A 16197-nucleotide genomic window follows, 5' to 3' on the forward strand; every position below is an offset into this window, starting at 1 on the left:
GCGCAACTTGGAACTCACAGACCTCCAATGCGTTGAAATAAATCGGCTTTTGGGGAGAGTTCCGTGGCAGCACAGCAGGCTAGATCATTTTTGGCACGGCAATTTTCCTGCGAGAAGTGCCCGCTGCGGCCTCTCAAGGTGTTTCGCGAGTTCGAAAAAGAGGAGCTCGCCTTCGTCAGCAAGTTCAAGAAGGGCGAGCTGGCGGTAGACAAGGGCGCGACAGTTCTGGTCGAGGGGAACCACAGCGCTCACCTTTATACCGTGCTTTCGGGCTGGGGTTTTCGCTACAAGCTGATGTCGGACGGCCGCCGCCAGATTCTCAACTATCTGATGCCGGGCGACCTGATCGGTCTGCAAGGGAGCCTGATGGGAGAGATGCAGCATTCGGTCGAGGCGCTTTCACCGATGCTGCTGTGCGTGTTCGAGCGCGACCAGCTGCATGAGCTCTATCGCAACTATCCCGGCCTTGCCTACGACATAACCTGGATCGCATCGCGCGAAGAGCAGATGCTGGACGAAAACCTGCTGAGCGTCGGACGCCGCACCGCACTTGAACGCGCCGCCTACCTCATCGCCTTCATCGGCAGCCGGGCGAAGACCGTCGGCCTGAACGGCAAGCAGACGATGGAAATACCGATTACGCAGCAGCATATCGCCGACACGCTTGGCCTGTCGCTCGTCCACACCAACAAGACGCTGCGCAAGCTGATGGATCGCGAGTTGATCATCTGGCGGGACGGTGGTTGCGAAATCCTGGAGGTTGACGGCCTTATGACGCTGGCCCGGTGGGAGGGGTTGAACGAAGTGCTTCGCCCTTTGGTGTAGATTCAGGTGATGACGGCCTGACCTGAATCCGGGTGTGCTCACTCCGCGCCCCAGTCCAGTCCCGGAACGATGTTGCGGAAGATCGCGTAAACGATCAGCAGCGCCGGTATGGCTATGAAGCCGCCAAGGGCGCCCCAAAGCCAGATCCAGAAAATCAGTGCCAGAACCACGAGGAAAGGGTTCAGCGTCATCGTTCGGCCGATCACCATCGGCGTGACGAACTGCGCCTCGATGGTGTTGATGGCAAGGTAGATCGCGACCGGCAGGAAGGCCCCGCCCAGCGAATCGAATTCCGAGAGGCCGATCAGAAACAGGATGACGACCATCACCGCCGGGCCGATGAAGACGACGAAATTCGTCAGTATCGCCAGCGCGCCCCAAAGCAATGCCGAAGGTACGCCGATGAGATAAAGCCCGACGCCAACGGCCAACCCCTCGCCGATGTTGATGAGGCTGATGGACAGCAGATAGCGCGAGACCATCTGCTCGACGTCGCGGAAGATATGCGCGACGCGCCAGCGCAGCCGGCGATTGAAGCAAAGCGTGAGTATGGCCGTGCGTGTCTGGTGGCGGGTGGCGACGAAAAAATAGAGGCTGGCGAAAAAGATCAGGATCTGCCCGAAGACGGCCGGCGCCAGCGTCGCCATGCTTTCCACGCCCATGCCCTCATCCACCGATACGGTCAGGCCCTTGCCGCCGGTCAATTCGCGCAGCTGGTCGCGCATGCCGCGCATGGCGTCGAGAGGCCCCTTCAGCTCGGAAAGCTGATGCTGCAGATTTCCCCAGATCTGGGGCAGCCGCCCGATCCAGAAGGAAAGCGGTGCTGCGACCGCTAGCGCGAAGAGACAGGCGACGGCGACGAACAGAAGGACAACGAGAATGGCAGAGAGGCCGGGCAACAGGCCGCGCCGCTCGAGTTTCGAGGCAAGCGGCCCGAGCATCAGGCCGACGACGATGCCGAGCGAAACGGGTGCCAGGATATACTGGCCGGCCCACAAGGCGAATATGAAAGCGAGCAGCCCAACGAAGATGACCGACACCTGCGAGGACCGGCTAAGGAAGATCTCGATATTCGACTTTGGCGGCAATCTTACGATTGGCGCCTTCTTGGCCGTTCGTTCGGTCATTCAATAATTCCGGCTGGACTTGACCACGGAAACGCACTTTCATCGCGTTTCGTTCCTTCCCGGCGGAACCTCGCCGCATATGAGGCGTTTTGGACCGTACAAACCCAAGGAGTTGAACCATGGCCGCAGCTGCAGGCAAATCCACCCGGAACGACAATGATACGGTCACGACCTCGGATATCGAGGCTGACATCCGCCAGTTGCGCGCCGATATCGCCAAGCTGACCGAGCAATTGGCCACGACCGGGGAGCATTCCTATGGCGCCGCGCGCCGCGCAGCCAAGGAAGGCGTTGAACAGCTCCGGGCTCAGGGCGAAGCGACGATCGAAAGCCTGCGCGGCAATGCCAAGGATATCGAAGACCAGATCACCGCCGCCGTGCGGGAGAAGCCGGTCACATCGCTGGCCATCGCAGCCGGCGTGGGCTTCCTGTTCGCGCTGTTGTCGCGCCGCTAGAACGCGCGGCGGGGGACGCAGAGTATGCTCGCATCGCTTATTGCAAGTTTCGCTTCGGGCGAGACGCTCCATGCCGTGCGCCGCGCCAAGCGCGCGGCAATCGCCTATCTGCTGGCGGGCGTTGCCGCGCTTATCGGCCTCAGCTTCCTGATCGCCGGGGCCTATATCTGGACAGCGCACCACTACGGCTGGACACGAGCAGCCGTCGCGTTCGGCGTCGGCTTTCTCGTTCTTGCCGGGCTCGTTCTCCTCATCAACAAGCTGACATCCGGCGCGCAGCGCCGACGTGAAACGCGCAGGCGCAACAAGGATCTGACGGCGCTCGCAGCTGCTTCGGCTCTTGCGGTGCTGCCAGGGCTGTTTCGTGGCAAGGCCGGCCTGGGCGCGATCGTAGCGCCGGCCTTGGCCGTGGTGGCTTACGAAATCTATCGGGAAAACCGCAAATCGCGCCGCCGGTCGGGCGAACAACCGCTCGACGACGCGGACTGATCACTACATCAGTCTGCAAACTGCTCGAGCGGCATCGATATTTTCGCCTTCACGCCACCCGGCAGGAATTCGTGGGTCACTTCGCTTGAGATGATCTTCGACAGGCTGCGCCGGATCAGGATCGAACCGAAGCCAAAGCGTTGCGGCGTTTCGACCGCCGGTCCGCCGGCTTCCTTCCACGTCAGTGTCAGGCGTCGGGACTGGCGGGTTTTCTCGACCTTCCAGCCAAGGTTGACAGTTCCGCCGGGCGTGGAAAGCGAGCCGTATTTCATCGCGTTGCTGGCCAGTTCGTGCAGGATGAGGCCGAGCCCAAGCGCCTGATCGGGCGACAGAAAGATATCCTCGCCGGAAATTTTGATGCGTGGCGTTTCTTCGTCGTCGAACGGCTTCACTTCAAGCTGGATCAGTTCGTCGAGCGCTATGCCGCGCCATTCCCTGTCCGACAGCATGCCGTGGGCTAGCCCGAGCGCCTGTAGCCTGGCGCTGAAGGCGTCCAGAAACTCGCCGGGCTCGCGCGCGTGGCGCACGGTCTGCGTCGCCAGCGCCTGGACGGTCGCCAGCGTGTTCTTTACGCGATGGTTGAGTTCGCGCAGCAGCAGGCGCTGGCGTTCTTCAGCCAGCTTTCTTTCACTGATATCGTAATTGACGCCGAAGACGAGCGTGGCATTGCCAGCCGCATCGCGTTCGACGACCCGCCCGCGCGCGCCGAGCCAGCGTGCGGGTTCGACGCCGGCGATCCGGTATTCGCCGACATAGTCTTCATTGCTCGACAGGGCCTGCCTGAAGCTTCTTTCAGCCTGCCGCACGTCGCGGCGGTCGACTGCGCGGAAAATCTGCCGTGCGGTCAACCGTGTGGTTGGCGCCAGACCGAGCAGGACCGGGAAAAGCGTATCGCATTCGATCGCGCCGGTGCGCACATCCCAGGCCCAGCTTGCCAGCGACGCGGCCTCCACTGCAACGGTGCGGCGTTTTTCTTCACGCTCCAGTTCGGCGCGGGCAAGCGCGCCGGTGCGCGTGCCTTCCTTGAGCGCGAAGAGGCTGGAGGCGAGCCCGGCAAGCATCTTCAACTGGTTGAGTTTTTCCGGCGAGGGACGCTGTCGCGGCTTGCGGTCGATGACGCAGAGCGTGCCGATGCGCTCGCCGGAAACGGTGATCGGCGCTCCGGCATAAAAACGGATGTGAGGTTCGCCGGTGACGAGGCCGTTCGACGAAAAGCGCGGGTCGGCGGTGGCGTCCGGGATCACCATTACGTCGTCGCCGGCGGTGATGGCATGCGCGCAGAAGGAAAGGCTGACCGGCGTTTCCGTGCCCTCCATGCCGATGCACGACTTGAACCATTGCCGCTCGATATCGACGAGGCTGACAAGCGCGATGGGCACGTCCATGAGTGCGGCGGCAAGGCCGGTGAGGCGATCGAAATCGGGGTCGGAAGATGTATCCAGCGTCTGCAAGCCGTATAGAACCGCGCGCCTGTGTTCGTCGCCGACGATCTGCCTGACGTCTGCCGGCAAGGCGTCCAGCGTTTCCGAATTATCCCGATCTGCTTCGTGCATTTCTAACTGCCCAGGCCCGAACTGAAAAAATCCCGCGAACGTCGTCGTGGGAACCACCCCGGTCTGGACGCATTGACCACAAGGAGAAAAAGGCGCGCCTGCGCGCCGTATGGAGGTTTATCTTGCCCAAGACAATTCCGACCGACAAGGCGCGACAGGGCCGGCGCGGCTGGCATGTCCTCTTGATTTTGATATGCGCGTTGCTGCTTGCGGCTGTGGCCTGGTTTGCGGTCGAGTTTTACGGCAAATCCATCGAGCCGGCAGCCGATCAGCCGGCGCCGGCCAGCCAGACGAACTAGACCTGACGTCTCGTCCGGGATTGCCGATTTCAGGGAATTTCCAGTGTGCTGCGCAGAACTGGCGATTTCGCAAGCCGCACTCATATGCGGCAAAAATCCGCAAGAACGCGGAATGCAGATCGTGCTCTCAACCCGGTCGAGCACGGCAACAAAACCATTGGGAATGCTCCAGATACATCGAAGAAACGGCTACCCCACGCGCCGGCATAGATAATTGAAATCGTGGGCGCAACGCGCCGAGCGCTGAATGGTTCCGTCGCTGCGCAAATTTTCTGCTTGTCCAAAAGGACAATGCCGGGCGGCAAATTTCGGAACTCGATGGAAGTAACGGCGTTGTGAGGTTGTGATGCCGCGCCCGAGTTTTCCCTGCGACGGTTCGACCGGGGCGCGGCAGTGCATAAGAGATCACGCACAAGGAGAGACTATCATGTTCCGCAATCTTTTGGCTACGACTGCAATCGCCACCCTGATGGCTACCGCTGCATATGCGCAGGAATCCGCTACCCCGGCTCCTGCCAACCCTGCTCCGATGGCTCAGGAGGCCGCACCTGCCGAGACGCCGGTGACCCGCGCTGACGGTCATCTTGCCAGCAACATCATCGGCGAAACCGTCTACAACGGTACCGGGGAACAGGCTGAGAACATCGGCAAGGTCAACGACATCGTCATCAACAAGGACGGCGCGATCGAGTCGCTCGTCGTCGGCGTCGGTGGTTTCCTTGGCCTTGGCGCCAAGAACGTTGCCGTCAACTATTCCGAGGTCGATTGGGCCGAGCAGAATGGCGACCGCTGGGCCGTGGTGAATACCACCAAGGAACAGCTCCAGGCACTGCCTGACTTCGATCGCCGCGGCTATGATCCTGCACCGGCGCCTGCCGCTGCTTCGGATACGACGGCACCGGCAACTGACAATACTGCGATGGCTCCGGCCACCCCGGCACCGTCGAACGATAACACGGCCGCAGCCCCTGCCGCTCCGTCGAACGACAACACTGCGCAGGCTCCGGCAGCGACGGATACCACCGAAACCGCTGCAATCGACAAGTCGCAGCTGACCGAGGTGCCGGTCGGTGAAATCCGTTCGGAAGAGCTGACGGGCACCACCGTTTATGGGGCTGAAGACGCCAACGTCGGCAAGATCGGCGATGTCGTTCTGAAGGACGACAAGGTCGATGCAGTCATCATCGATGTCGGTGGGTTCCTCGGCGTGGGTGCCAAGGAAGTCGCCGTCGGCATGGATAAGCTGGCCTTCATGACCGACAAGGACGGCAACAAGTATCTCTACACCAACTTCACCAAGGACCAGCTCGAAGCGCAGCCCGCTTACGACAAGGCAACCTTTGGTGACAAGCGTGACGAGCAGCTTCTGAAGATGAACTAACCGTCGATCATTGTATCGGTGATTTTGGCCCGCGCCGGCAACGGCGTGGGCTTCTTTTTGTCACCCGCCATAGGCGATCACACCGTGTTCCGTCAGTTCGACCAAGGCCAGCGACTGGTCGAGATGGCGCGCACGCCATGAAAGCAGACGCTCGGCGAATTCGAGCCGGATGCCGAGAAAATCGGGCTGATTGGCGAGGTTTTTCAACTCGCCCGGATCTTGGTCAAGGTCGAAGAGAAGCGGTGGCAGGCCTCCGCCGAAATGCACATATTTGAACCGTTCGGAACGGACTACGGAGAGATTACATTCTTGCGGTCTGAGGCCAAAATGACGCTCCGCCGTGCCCTGCGAGATCGAGCGGAAGTCGAACTCCCAATGCGCCGCGTCGCGCCATGTTTCGGGCGTCTGGCCCTTGAGGAAAGGCTTCAGCGAGCGGCCGTCGAGATGTGCCGGGACGCTTTCGCCAAGCAGGTCGATCAGCGTCGGCATGATATCGACCGCCTCGGTGAACTGCGTCACGGTCGTTCCGGCAGCCTTGTTGCGCGCCGGGTCGCGGATGATCAGCGGGATGTGAAAACTCTGGTCGTAAAACCCGCCTTTGCCGAGCATGAAATGGTCGCCCATCATCTCGGCGTGGTCTGAGGACAGGACGATGATCGTGTCATCCCATGCGCCATCTGCCTTCAGCGCCTGCCAGATGCGGCCGAGCTGGGCGTCCACTTCCGAGATCATGCCGTAATAGAGCGCGCGGATGCGGCGGAAATTGTCCTCGCCCCAGTCGCGCACCTTGCCCTTTGCGCCGGGAATGAATTTCGAGCGCTTCTGCTGCTCATATTCATAGGCGAGATAGGGATGCGCCTTCGCTTCCTTCTTCCAGTCCTTGGCCCGGTGAAATTCCGGTCCGTCGGCTGGGTCGTACATGGTGTTGTAGGGTTCCGGCACGATGAAGGGCGGATGCGGACTGAGGAAGGAAACATGCGCGAACCATGGCTGCGCGTCCTCCTGTTCGCCAAGCCAGCGGATGAATTCGCCCGAAAGAAACGCAGCCGGCGTCTCGTCCTTCGAATAGACCGGCGGCGCGTTGGTGACGTCCTTGCCACTGGCGCTCGCGGGCCGATGGATATCGGGAAAGCCGGCGCTGGAATCGACGCCGCGCCCGGCAAGCCAGGACAGCCATTGCTTCTGGTGTTCGGGCAGAAGCTGGCGTGCCGTGAAGCCCGGCAGCACGCCTTCATAGGTGCGCAGAAACGGATCGCCCGGCGCGTGGAAATCCGGGTCGGGCGCGACGTCGGTATAGCCGAACAGCGTCGGGTCGTAGCCGAGACGGCGGGCGGCGAGCGCGATGTTATCGTGGCGGGCATCCAGCGGTGTGCCGTTGCGGCAGACGCGGTTGTTCATCTGGTAGAGGCCGGTATAGAGGCAGGCGCGCGCCGGGGAACAGGGCGCCGCTCCACCGAAATGCCGGCTGAACAGCACGCCCTCGGCGGCCAGCGCATCGGCATTCGGCGTTTTCACCGTAAGGTGGCCGGCGGCTGAAAGGCATTCGCCGCGCCACTGGTCGCAGGTGATCAGAAGGATGTTCGGACGTTTGCCTTTGCCTGCCACGCGCTGTTCCCCCAGAATGATGTTCCGCTCATGGAGCCGAAATTTTGGGGCCGCGCAAGTGTCATCGGATGACTTCGATAGTGAACAGTCTTCGACCAATCGTTCACAAAACGGATACAGTCCATTCTGTCATTGCCGTCTTTCCCCCGAGCCGGTTTGACCGACATATGGGTGCATGAAGCAGCAAGCGCTGCACGGCGAAAACGGGAGCAAAGAACATGCTTGACCAGATCAAAGGCCTGCACCACGTCACATCGATGGCGAAGGATGCGCGCCAGAACAACGACTTCTTCACCCACAAGCTCGGCCTGCGCCGAGTCAAGAAGACGGTCAATTTCGACGCGCCGGATGTCTATCATCTCTATTATGCCGACGAACTTGGCACTCCGGGTTCGGTGATGACCTATTTCCCCTTCCCGAATATCGGCAAGGGCAGCCACGGCACCGGAGAGGTCGGCACGACGGTCTATTCGGTTCCCGAAGGCACGCTCGGCTACTGGGAAAAGCGCTTTGCCGAGCAGGGCGTTACTGGCCTGAAGCGCGAGACCGTGTTCGGCGAGAACCGGCTGGCCTTCGACGGGCCTGACGGCGACGGCTTTGCGCTTGTCGAAGCCAAGAACGACAGCCGCGCACCCTGGACCAAGGGCGGCGTGCCCGGCGACGAGGCGATCCGCGGGTTCCATTCCGTATCGCTGCGCCTCAAGGATGGCGGCGCGACCGAGGAGCTGCTGAAGTTCATGGGCTACGAGGAGGTCGAGACCGCCGGCAATGTGAAGCGGCTGGCAGTAAGGGGCGGCAATGGTGCCGATGTCGTCGACATCGAAAGCCTGCCGGGTGTGGGTTTCGCCAATCTCGGCGCCGGCTCGGTGCATCACGTCGCCTTCGCCGTCGAGAACAGGGCCAAGCAGCTTGAAGTGCGCAAGGCGCTGATGGATACGGGCCACCAGGTGACGCCGGTGATCGATCGCGATTATTTCTGGGCGATCTATTTCCGCACGCCGGGCGGCGTGTTGTTCGAGGTCTCGACCAATGAGCCGGGCTTCGACCGCGACGAAGATACGGCGCATCTCGGTGAGGCGCTGAAGCTGCCGAGCCAGCATGCGCACCTTCGCGATTATCTCGAAAAGAACCTGCAGCCGCTTGGCGACTGACGGCCACACAAAAAAGTCCGAGCCGGATTTTTCCGGCTCGGTTAGGCTATGCCCATAATGCGAGGAACATCATGTCCAAGGATGCCTATACCTACACCTCATTGCCCGGCACATCGGGCGGGCCGCTCGCCTTTCTGTTCCATGGAACGGGCGGCAACGAAAACCAGATGCTGGGCCTGGCGCTCGACCTGCTGCCCGGCGTGGCAGCGATCTCGCCGCGCGGCGACGTCTCCGAGCTGGGTGCGGCGCGCTTCTTCCGCCGCACCGGCGAGGGCGTCTACGACATGGACGATCTGGCCGAGCGGACCAAGAAAATGGCCGGCTTCGTCAAGGCCCATATCAAGGAAGCCAAACCGTCGTCCGTGATTGGTCTCGGCTTTTCCAATGGCGCGAACATCCTGGCATCGCTGCTGTTTGCCGAACCGAAGCTGTTCGATGCGGTGGTGCTGATGCATCCGCTGATCCCGTTCGAACCCGAAGTGAAGGGCAGTCTGACGGCTAAGCGCGTCCTCATCACCGCCGGTCATCACGACCCGATCTGCCCGCCAAACCTGACCTCGCGGCTCGACAGCTATCTGCGCGCCGACGGCGCCGATGTCACATTGGAGTGGCACGAAGGCGGGCACGAAATGCGGCAGAACGAAATCGTGGCGGCCCGCGCATTTCTCGCACCCTATCGCGCCACGGCAAACACAGCAGGAGCCCGGACATGACCGACCAGACACCCGAAATCCAACTGGAAGAGACCGGCTCCAAGGGCCGCTACTTTTTGCGCGGCCCCGGTGGCGCGGAGGCCGAGATGACCTTCAGCAAAGCCGGCGAGCATCTGATGATCATCGACCATACCGAGGTGCCGGACGCGTTTCGCGGGCAGGGTGCCGGCTTGAGGCTGGTGACGCGCGCGGTCGAGGAAGCACGGGCTTCCGGCAAGAAGATCATTCCGCTTTGCCCGTTCGCCAATGCCCAGTTCAAACGGCATCCGGAATGGGCGGATGTGTTGAAGAGCTGAGGCTGGCATGGACGCGCAACCGGTCGATATCCAGTTCGAGCAGACGGCGAAGGGCGGGCGCTATTTTGTCTCCATGCCCAATGGCGAGGAGTCGCGCCTGACCTATGTCGACAGCGGCCCCGGCCATATCATCGCCGACCATACCTTCGTGCCGGTGCCTTATCGTGGCGATGGCGTTGCCGAGCAGCTTGTCGAAAGGCTGTTTGGCGACGCACGGGCGAAGGGGCTGAAGATCACGCCGGCATGCTGGTTCGTGGCCGACGAGTTCGCGCGGCTGAGCCCGGCTTGGGACGATGTGCTGAAGCGTTGATGGTTTGTGTGTCCCTGGAGGGACTGCGCCAACGTCAAGGTCATCCCGGCCGACCCAGCGAAGCGAGGGAAGAGCCGGGACCCATTCCGTGAGCCGGCAAGAGTACGGAATGGGTCCCGGATATGCTTGCTCCGCTGCGCTTCGCAGCGTTCCGGGATGACGCGCGCGGTTGGGCCGTCAAGTTTTACGGTTCACCCGCGATCTTCCTCAACCACTCCTTGCCCACTCCACGGTCGCGGATGATGGGCAGCGGGTCTTCGGCGTCGAGGCGCGCGCAGATGCGATAGACCTCGAGCGTTTCAGCGCTCATGTCGCCGCGCTTGTGGAAATACATCGCCGCCGCATATCGGGTGCGGCCCGACCAGTCCTCGCCGAGCGGCGTGTTGACCAGCGCCCACTGCTCGGCAAGTTCGGCGTCGGGCTCTGCCATGGTCAGAAATCCGACGGCGGATTGGCGGTGCGCCGGTCGAGCTTGATGAAGGGCCGCGGCACGATCCTGGCCCGCTTCATCAGTCGCTCATATCTGAGTTCGCGCATGGCATAAATCTCGACCCAGAGGTCGTCGGTGATCGTGTCGCCATAGGGTCGCGAAAGGCTCGCCAGCGCAATGTTGCGCTTGGCCATCGGCGACCAGATGGCGGCGCTGACCAGCCCGACCTCCTTCTTTTGCTTATGATAGACGATGGCGTGCTCGGCTGGAATGTTGCCCTCGATCTCCAGCCCGACCAGCACATGGCGCATCGAGCCCTTGGCGCGCGCCTGCGCAATGGCGCGGCGACCGTTGAAATGGCCCTTTTCCAGATCGACCATGAAACCGAGCCCGATCTCGTCGGGCATGCGCACGCGGTCGGGGCGGATTGCGTGTTCGGCCGTGACGAAATCGGCGTTTGCGACGATCAGCCCGGCTTCCAGCCGTGCGCGATTGAGCGCGGTGTAGCCGATGGCGCGGATGCCCCGAAGCTTCCCTGCTTTCCACAACCTGTCCCATAGGGAGAGTGCCAGTTCAGCCGGCGCGAAAAGCTCATAGCCGAGATCGCCGGTGAAGCCGGTGCGCGAGATGGTGATGCGGCTACCCTCATGCGGGAATTCGGCGAGGTCGAAGACCTTCAGCTTTTCGATACCGGCAAAGCCGGCCTCGCGCAGGACGGCAAAGGAAGTCGGGCCTTGCAGAGCCAACCCGGCGACGGTTTCGGTTTCCTCCGATAGGGAAACGTCGAAGCCGATGGCGCTGTCGAGCAGCCAGGGCAAATGCCGCTCCTGGCAGCACAGGCGGAAACGATCAGGCGCCAGCCGGAACAGCGTGCCGTCGTCGAGCACATGGCCTTCATCATCGCACCATGCTGTGTAATGGACACGGCCGGACTTCAGCTTTGCCACGTCGCGCAAGGTGACGCGGTTGAGGAAATCTTCCGCGTCCGGTCCCTCGATGCGGTATTTCACCATTGGTGAGATGTCGAACAGCGCGGCCTGGCTACGGATGGCGAAATATTCCAGTTCCTCGTCCCACAGCGACGCCGGTGCGCGATAGCCGCCCCAGTCGTACCAGTCGTTGGTTTTCATCAACGCGTCGATGCGCGGCTGGAACGGCGTGCCGAGGCGCAGCGTGCGGAAGTGGGATTGGGTGGCGAGGCGTGGATTTGCCATCGCCAGTGTCTTTGGCAGCGTTACGCGGTTCACGATGAAAGACCTCCGTGCTTGGGCACAAAAGGTTTGCGCTGCCCCTCATCGCCCTGTCGGGCACTTCTCCCCGTATAGTGACGGGGAGAAGGAGAAGCGGTAACGTTGCGGCCAACCTTCTTCTCCCCGTTTACGGGGAGAAGGTGCCGGCAGGCGGATGAGGGGCAGCGCTGACGTTCCATATCTACCCCCTCATCTGCAAAATCCGCCGCGCCGCGTTCAGCCCCGGCACGCCGGAGATGCCGCCGCCCGGATGCGAGCCTGCGCCGCAGAGATAAAGTCCGTCGATCGGCGTGTCATAGCCGGCGGCGCCGAAGGCCGGGCGCGACATCATCATCTGGTCGGCCTGCAGCTCACCATGGTGCCAGTGGCCGCCGGGCATACGGTAGCGTGTCTCGATGTCGGCCGGCGTCAGCAGTTCGGCATGACGCACGAGCTTGCCGATGCCGGGTGCGTAAAGCTCAAGCTGCGCCATGATCGCCTTGAGGAATTTCGGCTTGCCGGTCTCCCAACCCTCTTTCAGCGCATAGGGCGCATATTGCACGATGGCCGAAAGCACGCAGGCGCCGTTTGGCGCAAGCGATGTGTCGGCAAGGCTTGGCAGCGTGATCTCCATCACCGGCTCTGGTGAGAACTCACCATATTTCGCCGGGTTGAAAGCGCGCTCGACGTGGTCGGAGGACGGTGCAATGACGAGGCGGCCACGGTGGCCGGCTGCATCGACGCCTGCGAATTCGGGCGGCCGGTCGAGCGCCAGATGCAGCTTGGCGACGTTGCCCTTCATGCGGATATTGCTTACCCGCCGCACGAAGCCGGTATCGATCTCGCGGGTGCCGACGAGGTCGACGAAAGTGGTGCTCGGGTTGATCGCCGAGACGATGGTCTTCGCGCGGATTTCCTCGCCGCTGTCGAGAATCACGCCAGCGGCGCGGCCCTTCTCGATCAGGATTTTCATGGCCGGAGCATCGGCGCGGACGCTGACGCCGGCTGATTTCGCCGCGCTGAGGATCGCGGCGATGACCGCGCCCATGCCTCCGGCAGGCAGCGCCTGAGCGCCGGGCTGGCCGCCGATCTCGCCGGCGAGGCGATAATAAAGGCCGAGCAACGAGGTCGGTGAACGTGGCCCGAGATGGCTGCCCAGCGTGGCGTCGAAGGCGAGCAGGCCCTTCAGCCGGTCGTCCTCGAGATGCTCGTCGGTGACGTCGGAAACGTTCATCAGGAGCATGCGCAGGAAGTCGCGCATGTCTTCCTTGCCCAGCCGGCGCAGCGACAGGCCGGTCATGGCGAAGGCCGACGTCTCCATCAACGACATGTTGCCGAGGTCGGGCGGACGCCGCGCCAGCAGCGGCTTCAAGATGCCGGCGTAACGCAGAAGCTGCGCGCGGAATTCCGTCCATGCGGCCTGTTCGGAAGCGGACGTGCCGGTGAGCGTTTCGCCATAGGCGCCGTGCAATGTCAGCGGGTGGCGGTCGCGCGACAGCGCCACGCTGGGCACGATCGGGCCGAAGGACAAGCCGTGCCGTTCAAGCTCCAGCGTTTTCACCACCTCCGGGTGCAGCCGGTTCAGCAGATGTGCGGAGGAAACGCGAAAGCCCGGCGCGAATTCTTCAGTACGCGCCGCACCGCCGACTTCGATTGCCGCTTCAAGAACCAGCGTCTTGCGTCCGCTTTTGGCCAGCGTTGCCGCCGCGACCAGCCCATTGTGGCCGCCGCCTATGACGATTGCATCAAATGACGTCATGGGCCGGGCTCATATGTTTGGTGCCGCGTGACAGGTCGCGCAGAATTTCACTGGCTGCGTTGCGCCCCGGTGCGCCCATCACGCCGCCGCCGGGATGGGTGGAGGAGCCGCACATATAGAGCCCGTCGACCGGCGAGCGGTATTGCGCGTAGCCGGGCACCGGGCGGTTGAACAGAAGCTGGTCGAAGGTCAGCTCGCCCTGGAAAATGTTGCCCTCGGTGAGGCCGACTTCAGCCTCGAGTTCGCGTGGGGTGCGCACTTCCATATGCACGATGTGGTCGCGGAAGCCCGGCGAATAATCGGCGATCTGCGAGATCACCGTTTCGCCGAAGGCGTCGCGGTCGGCGTCCGTCCAGTCGCGGCCTTCCACCTTGGGCGGACAATATTGCACGAAGCAGCTCATGAAGTGCTTGCCGGGCGGAGCCATGGTCGGGTCGAGCGTGGTCGGGATGACCATGTCGAGGAAGGGGTCTGCCGACCAGCGCCCGGCCTTCCAGTCGTCATAGCCGCGCTCCATGCGCTCGACCGAGTCGGTGAAATGCATGTCGCCGCGATAGCAGGGCGAATCCTTCGGCAGGGCCGGAAATTCGGGAAGCGAATCCAGCGCGATGTTCACCTTGCCCGACGAGCCGCGCATCTTGAAGTTTTTCACGCGCCGCAGGAAGATTTCGGGCAGTTCCTTTTCCTCGACCAGCTTGAGGAAGGTGCGCTTCACATCGGCATTGGAGACGACGAGATCGCCGTAAATCTCCTCGCCGTCGGCCAGCACCAGCCCGCGCGCCTTGCCGTTCCTGACCAGAACCTGCTCGACCTCTGCCCCGGTGCGGATGGTGCCGCCCGAAGCGCGGAATGAATCTGCCAGCGCCTTGGTCACCGCGCCCATGCCCCCGCGGGCATAGCCCCAGGCCCCGACCGAGCCGTCGACCTCGCCCATATAGTGGTGCAGCAGAACGTAAGCCGTGCCGGGCGACATCGGCCCAAGCGCGGTACCGATGATGCCGGACAGCGCGAAATTGGCCTTGATCACGTCGGTCTCGAAATACTCGTCGAGGAAGTCGGAGATCGACATGGTCCAGAAGCGCAGTGTGTCGGCCATTTCGGCCGCGCCCAGCCCGGCGAATTTCTTGCCAAGATAGAGCAGCTCGGAAATATCGCGCGGGCGAAAGCTCGTCGGGTCGGGCGCGGTGCGCATCAGCAGTGGCTGGATGAAGCGGCACTGCCGCGTCACGTCGCGGGCGTAGCGATCGTAGGCCTCGGCGTCGCGGGCGGAGAAGCGGGCGAATTCGCGGCGATGGGCATGGTGGTCGCGGTAGTTGGCGAGATAGTCACCTTCCTGCGTGAACACCGCGCCGCCCTCATAGGAGATGACCTGAAGGCCGAAACGCGGCAGTTCCAGATCGCGCATGATCTCGGGCCGGAACAGCGAGCAGACATAGGAGCAGTTGGAGTAGAGGAAGCCCGGCGTCAGCGACCGGCTGACGGCGGCGCCGCCGATCCAGTCGTTCTTTTCCACCACCAGCACGTCGAGCCCGGCGCGTTGGAGATAGCAGGCGTTGACGAGCCCGTTGTGCCCCGCGCCGATGACGATGGCGTCCCATTTCTTCATGCAGGTTCCCGCTTTTATTTTCTGCAAATCTGGCACGGAGGTGGCGCCTCTGTCCAGAGATTTTGAATGAATGTTCAACAAATGACATTGCGTTTTGACGGGAGTGGAGTAGGCTTTGGAGAAATTTCGACGTTGAAAACCTTTGGCTTGGACGGGGAACAATGATCGAGACGGCAGACGCCGCGCCGGAATATGACGACACCGCCATCCGCTTCCTGGAGGCGCTGTGGGGCGAGGGCTATCTGTCGCCCGGCGGGCCGGGGGAAGTCGACCGCGTGGTCGAAGGCCTTTCGCTTGGCGGCAGGCGGATACTGGACATAGGCTGCGGCGCGGGCGGCATTGCGCTGCACTTCGTCGAGAACCATGACGCCGGTCATGTGACAGGCTTCGACGTGGAAGAACCCGTCATCGCCGTCGCCACAAAGCGCGCGGCTGAGCGCGGCCTGTCGGCGAGGACCAAGTTCGTGCAGGCGCCGCCGGGGGCGCTGCCTTTTGCCGATGCTTCCTTCGACATGGTGTTTTCCAAGGATGCGCTTCTGCATGTGCCGGACAAGCATGCCCTGTTTGCCGAAATCTTTCGCGTGCTGAAACCGGGCGGCGTGTTTGCCGCTTCCAACTGGATGATCGGTCATGACGGCGAGCCGTCGCCGGAAATGAAAGCCTATATCGCCGCTGAGGGGCTCTCCTTCACCATGCGCTCGCCGGCGCATTATCGAAAGGCGATGGAGGATGCGGGTTTCCGCGACATTGCGGTTACCGATCGCAATCCCTGGTATCGCGAGGTGGCGCGCGGCGAGCTGGCGCGGCTGAAGGGGCCGCTCTACGAGCCGGTCGCGGCTGCGGTCGGCAGCGATTATGTCGACAAGAACATCAAGACCTGGGAAGCCATGCAGAAGGTTCTTGACAGTGGCGAGCACCGTCCCACTCATCTGCGCGGATGGAAGCCGGACGAGGGACGTTAGCCGGCGA

General features: G+C 62.5%; 17 protein-coding genes. 10 read left to right on the forward strand and 7 right to left on the reverse strand.

The window, feature by feature from the left end; genetic code table 11:
- Positions 1 to 63 precede the first annotated feature (63 nt).
- Positions 64 to 825, forward strand: coding sequence for a Crp/Fnr family transcriptional regulator (locus DZG07_RS05550; protein ID WP_091909707.1), 762 nt, complete (start codon positions 64 to 66; stop codon positions 823 to 825).
- A gap of 38 nt (positions 826 to 863) precedes the next feature.
- Here DZG07_RS05550 and DZG07_RS05555 read toward each other — a convergent pair whose 3' ends face one another.
- Positions 864 to 1952, reverse strand: coding sequence for an AI-2E family transporter (locus DZG07_RS05555; RefSeq protein WP_119814977.1), 1089 nt, complete (start codon positions 1950 to 1952; stop codon positions 864 to 866).
- Positions 1953 to 2071: 119 nt separating this feature from the next.
- On the opposite strand from DZG07_RS05555, the gene DZG07_RS05560 reads away from it, so the two are divergent.
- Together DZG07_RS05560 and DZG07_RS05565 are read left to right on the forward strand one after the other, a co-directional pair.
- Entirely contained in the window at positions 2072 to 2407 is a 336-nt protein-coding gene (locus tag DZG07_RS05560) for a DUF883 family protein (protein WP_091909713.1), read from the forward strand.
- Positions 2408 to 2431: 24 nt separating this feature from the next.
- Positions 2432 to 2896 carry a hypothetical protein gene (locus DZG07_RS05565; protein ID WP_091909716.1) on the forward strand — a complete coding sequence of 155 codons (465 nt, stop codon included), beginning with the start codon at positions 2432 to 2434 and terminating at the stop codon, positions 2894 to 2896.
- Positions 2897 to 2904: 8 nt separating this feature from the next.
- On the opposite strand, the gene DZG07_RS05570 is transcribed toward DZG07_RS05565, so the two are convergent.
- Positions 2905 to 4449: an HWE histidine kinase domain-containing protein gene (locus tag DZG07_RS05570; RefSeq protein ID WP_119814980.1), complete on the reverse strand. Its 1545-nt coding sequence runs from the start codon at positions 4447 to 4449 to the stop codon at positions 2905 to 2907.
- Between the two features lie 122 nt (positions 4450 to 4571).
- Between DZG07_RS05570 and DZG07_RS23760 the strand changes: the two genes are divergently transcribed.
- A complete protein-coding gene (locus tag DZG07_RS23760) occupies positions 4572 to 4748 on the forward strand; it encodes a hypothetical protein (protein WP_162931560.1) in 177 nt (58 codons plus the stop codon).
- A 427-nt stretch (positions 4749 to 5175) separates the two neighbouring features.
- Positions 5176 to 6129, forward strand: a complete 954-nt coding sequence (locus tag DZG07_RS05575; RefSeq protein ID WP_119814983.1) for a PRC-barrel domain-containing protein — start codon at positions 5176 to 5178, stop codon at positions 6127 to 6129.
- 60 nt (positions 6130 to 6189) lie between these two features.
- On the opposite strand, the gene DZG07_RS05580 is transcribed toward DZG07_RS05575, so the two are convergent.
- Entirely contained in the window at positions 6190 to 7734 is a 1545-nt protein-coding gene (locus tag DZG07_RS05580) for an alkaline phosphatase family protein (RefSeq protein ID WP_119814985.1), read from the reverse strand.
- Between the two features lie 218 nt (positions 7735 to 7952).
- Here DZG07_RS05580 and DZG07_RS05585 point away from each other — a divergent pair, with 218 nt between their 5' ends.
- The 4 genes from DZG07_RS05585 (at position 7953) to DZG07_RS05600 (ending at position 10204) form a co-directional block, all read left to right on the forward strand.
- Entirely contained in the window at positions 7953 to 8885 is a 933-nt protein-coding gene (locus DZG07_RS05585) for a VOC family protein (RefSeq protein ID WP_119814988.1), read from the forward strand.
- 71 nt (positions 8886 to 8956) lie between these two features.
- A complete protein-coding gene (locus tag DZG07_RS05590) occupies positions 8957 to 9598 on the forward strand; it encodes an alpha/beta hydrolase (RefSeq protein ID WP_091909728.1) in 642 nt (213 codons plus the stop codon).
- Positions 9595 to 9894, forward strand: a complete 300-nt coding sequence (locus DZG07_RS05595) for a GNAT family N-acetyltransferase (protein WP_091909730.1) — start codon at positions 9595 to 9597, stop codon at positions 9892 to 9894. The genes DZG07_RS05590 and DZG07_RS05595 overlap by 4 nt, the downstream gene beginning before the upstream one ends.
- A 7-nt stretch (positions 9895 to 9901) precedes the next feature.
- Positions 9902 to 10204 carry a GNAT family N-acetyltransferase gene (locus DZG07_RS05600; protein ID WP_091909734.1) on the forward strand — a complete coding sequence of 101 codons (303 nt, stop codon included), beginning with the start codon at positions 9902 to 9904 and terminating at the stop codon, positions 10202 to 10204.
- A 184-nt stretch (positions 10205 to 10388) separates the two neighbouring features.
- Here the strand turns inward: DZG07_RS05600 and DZG07_RS05605 are convergent, their stop codons facing one another.
- The 4 genes from DZG07_RS05605 to DZG07_RS05620 form a co-directional block, all read right to left on the reverse strand.
- Complete coding sequence (locus DZG07_RS05605; RefSeq protein WP_119814990.1) at positions 10389 to 10634, reverse strand: hypothetical protein; 246 nt, start codon at positions 10632 to 10634, stop codon at positions 10389 to 10391.
- A gap of 2 nt (positions 10635 to 10636) precedes the next feature.
- Positions 10637 to 11848, reverse strand: a complete 1212-nt coding sequence (locus DZG07_RS05610) for an aminomethyltransferase family protein (protein WP_119821430.1) — start codon at positions 11846 to 11848, stop codon at positions 10637 to 10639.
- 217 nt (positions 11849 to 12065) lie between these two features.
- A complete protein-coding gene (locus tag DZG07_RS05615) occupies positions 12066 to 13622 on the reverse strand; it encodes an NAD(P)/FAD-dependent oxidoreductase (protein WP_119814993.1) in 1557 nt (518 codons plus the stop codon).
- Entirely contained in the window at positions 13609 to 15228 is a 1620-nt protein-coding gene (locus tag DZG07_RS05620) for an NAD(P)/FAD-dependent oxidoreductase (RefSeq protein ID WP_119814996.1), read from the reverse strand. Before DZG07_RS05620 ends, DZG07_RS05615 begins: the two co-directional genes overlap by 14 nt.
- A gap of 161 nt (positions 15229 to 15389) precedes the next feature.
- Here DZG07_RS05620 and DZG07_RS05625 point away from each other — a divergent pair, with 161 nt between their 5' ends.
- Entirely contained in the window at positions 15390 to 16190 is an 801-nt protein-coding gene (locus DZG07_RS05625; protein WP_119814998.1) for a methyltransferase domain-containing protein, read from the forward strand.
- Positions 16191 to 16197 lie beyond the last annotated feature (7 nt).

The organism is Mesorhizobium sp. DCY119 (assembly GCF_003590645.1).
Classification (GTDB): domain Bacteria; phylum Pseudomonadota; class Alphaproteobacteria; order Rhizobiales; family Rhizobiaceae; genus Mesorhizobium_M.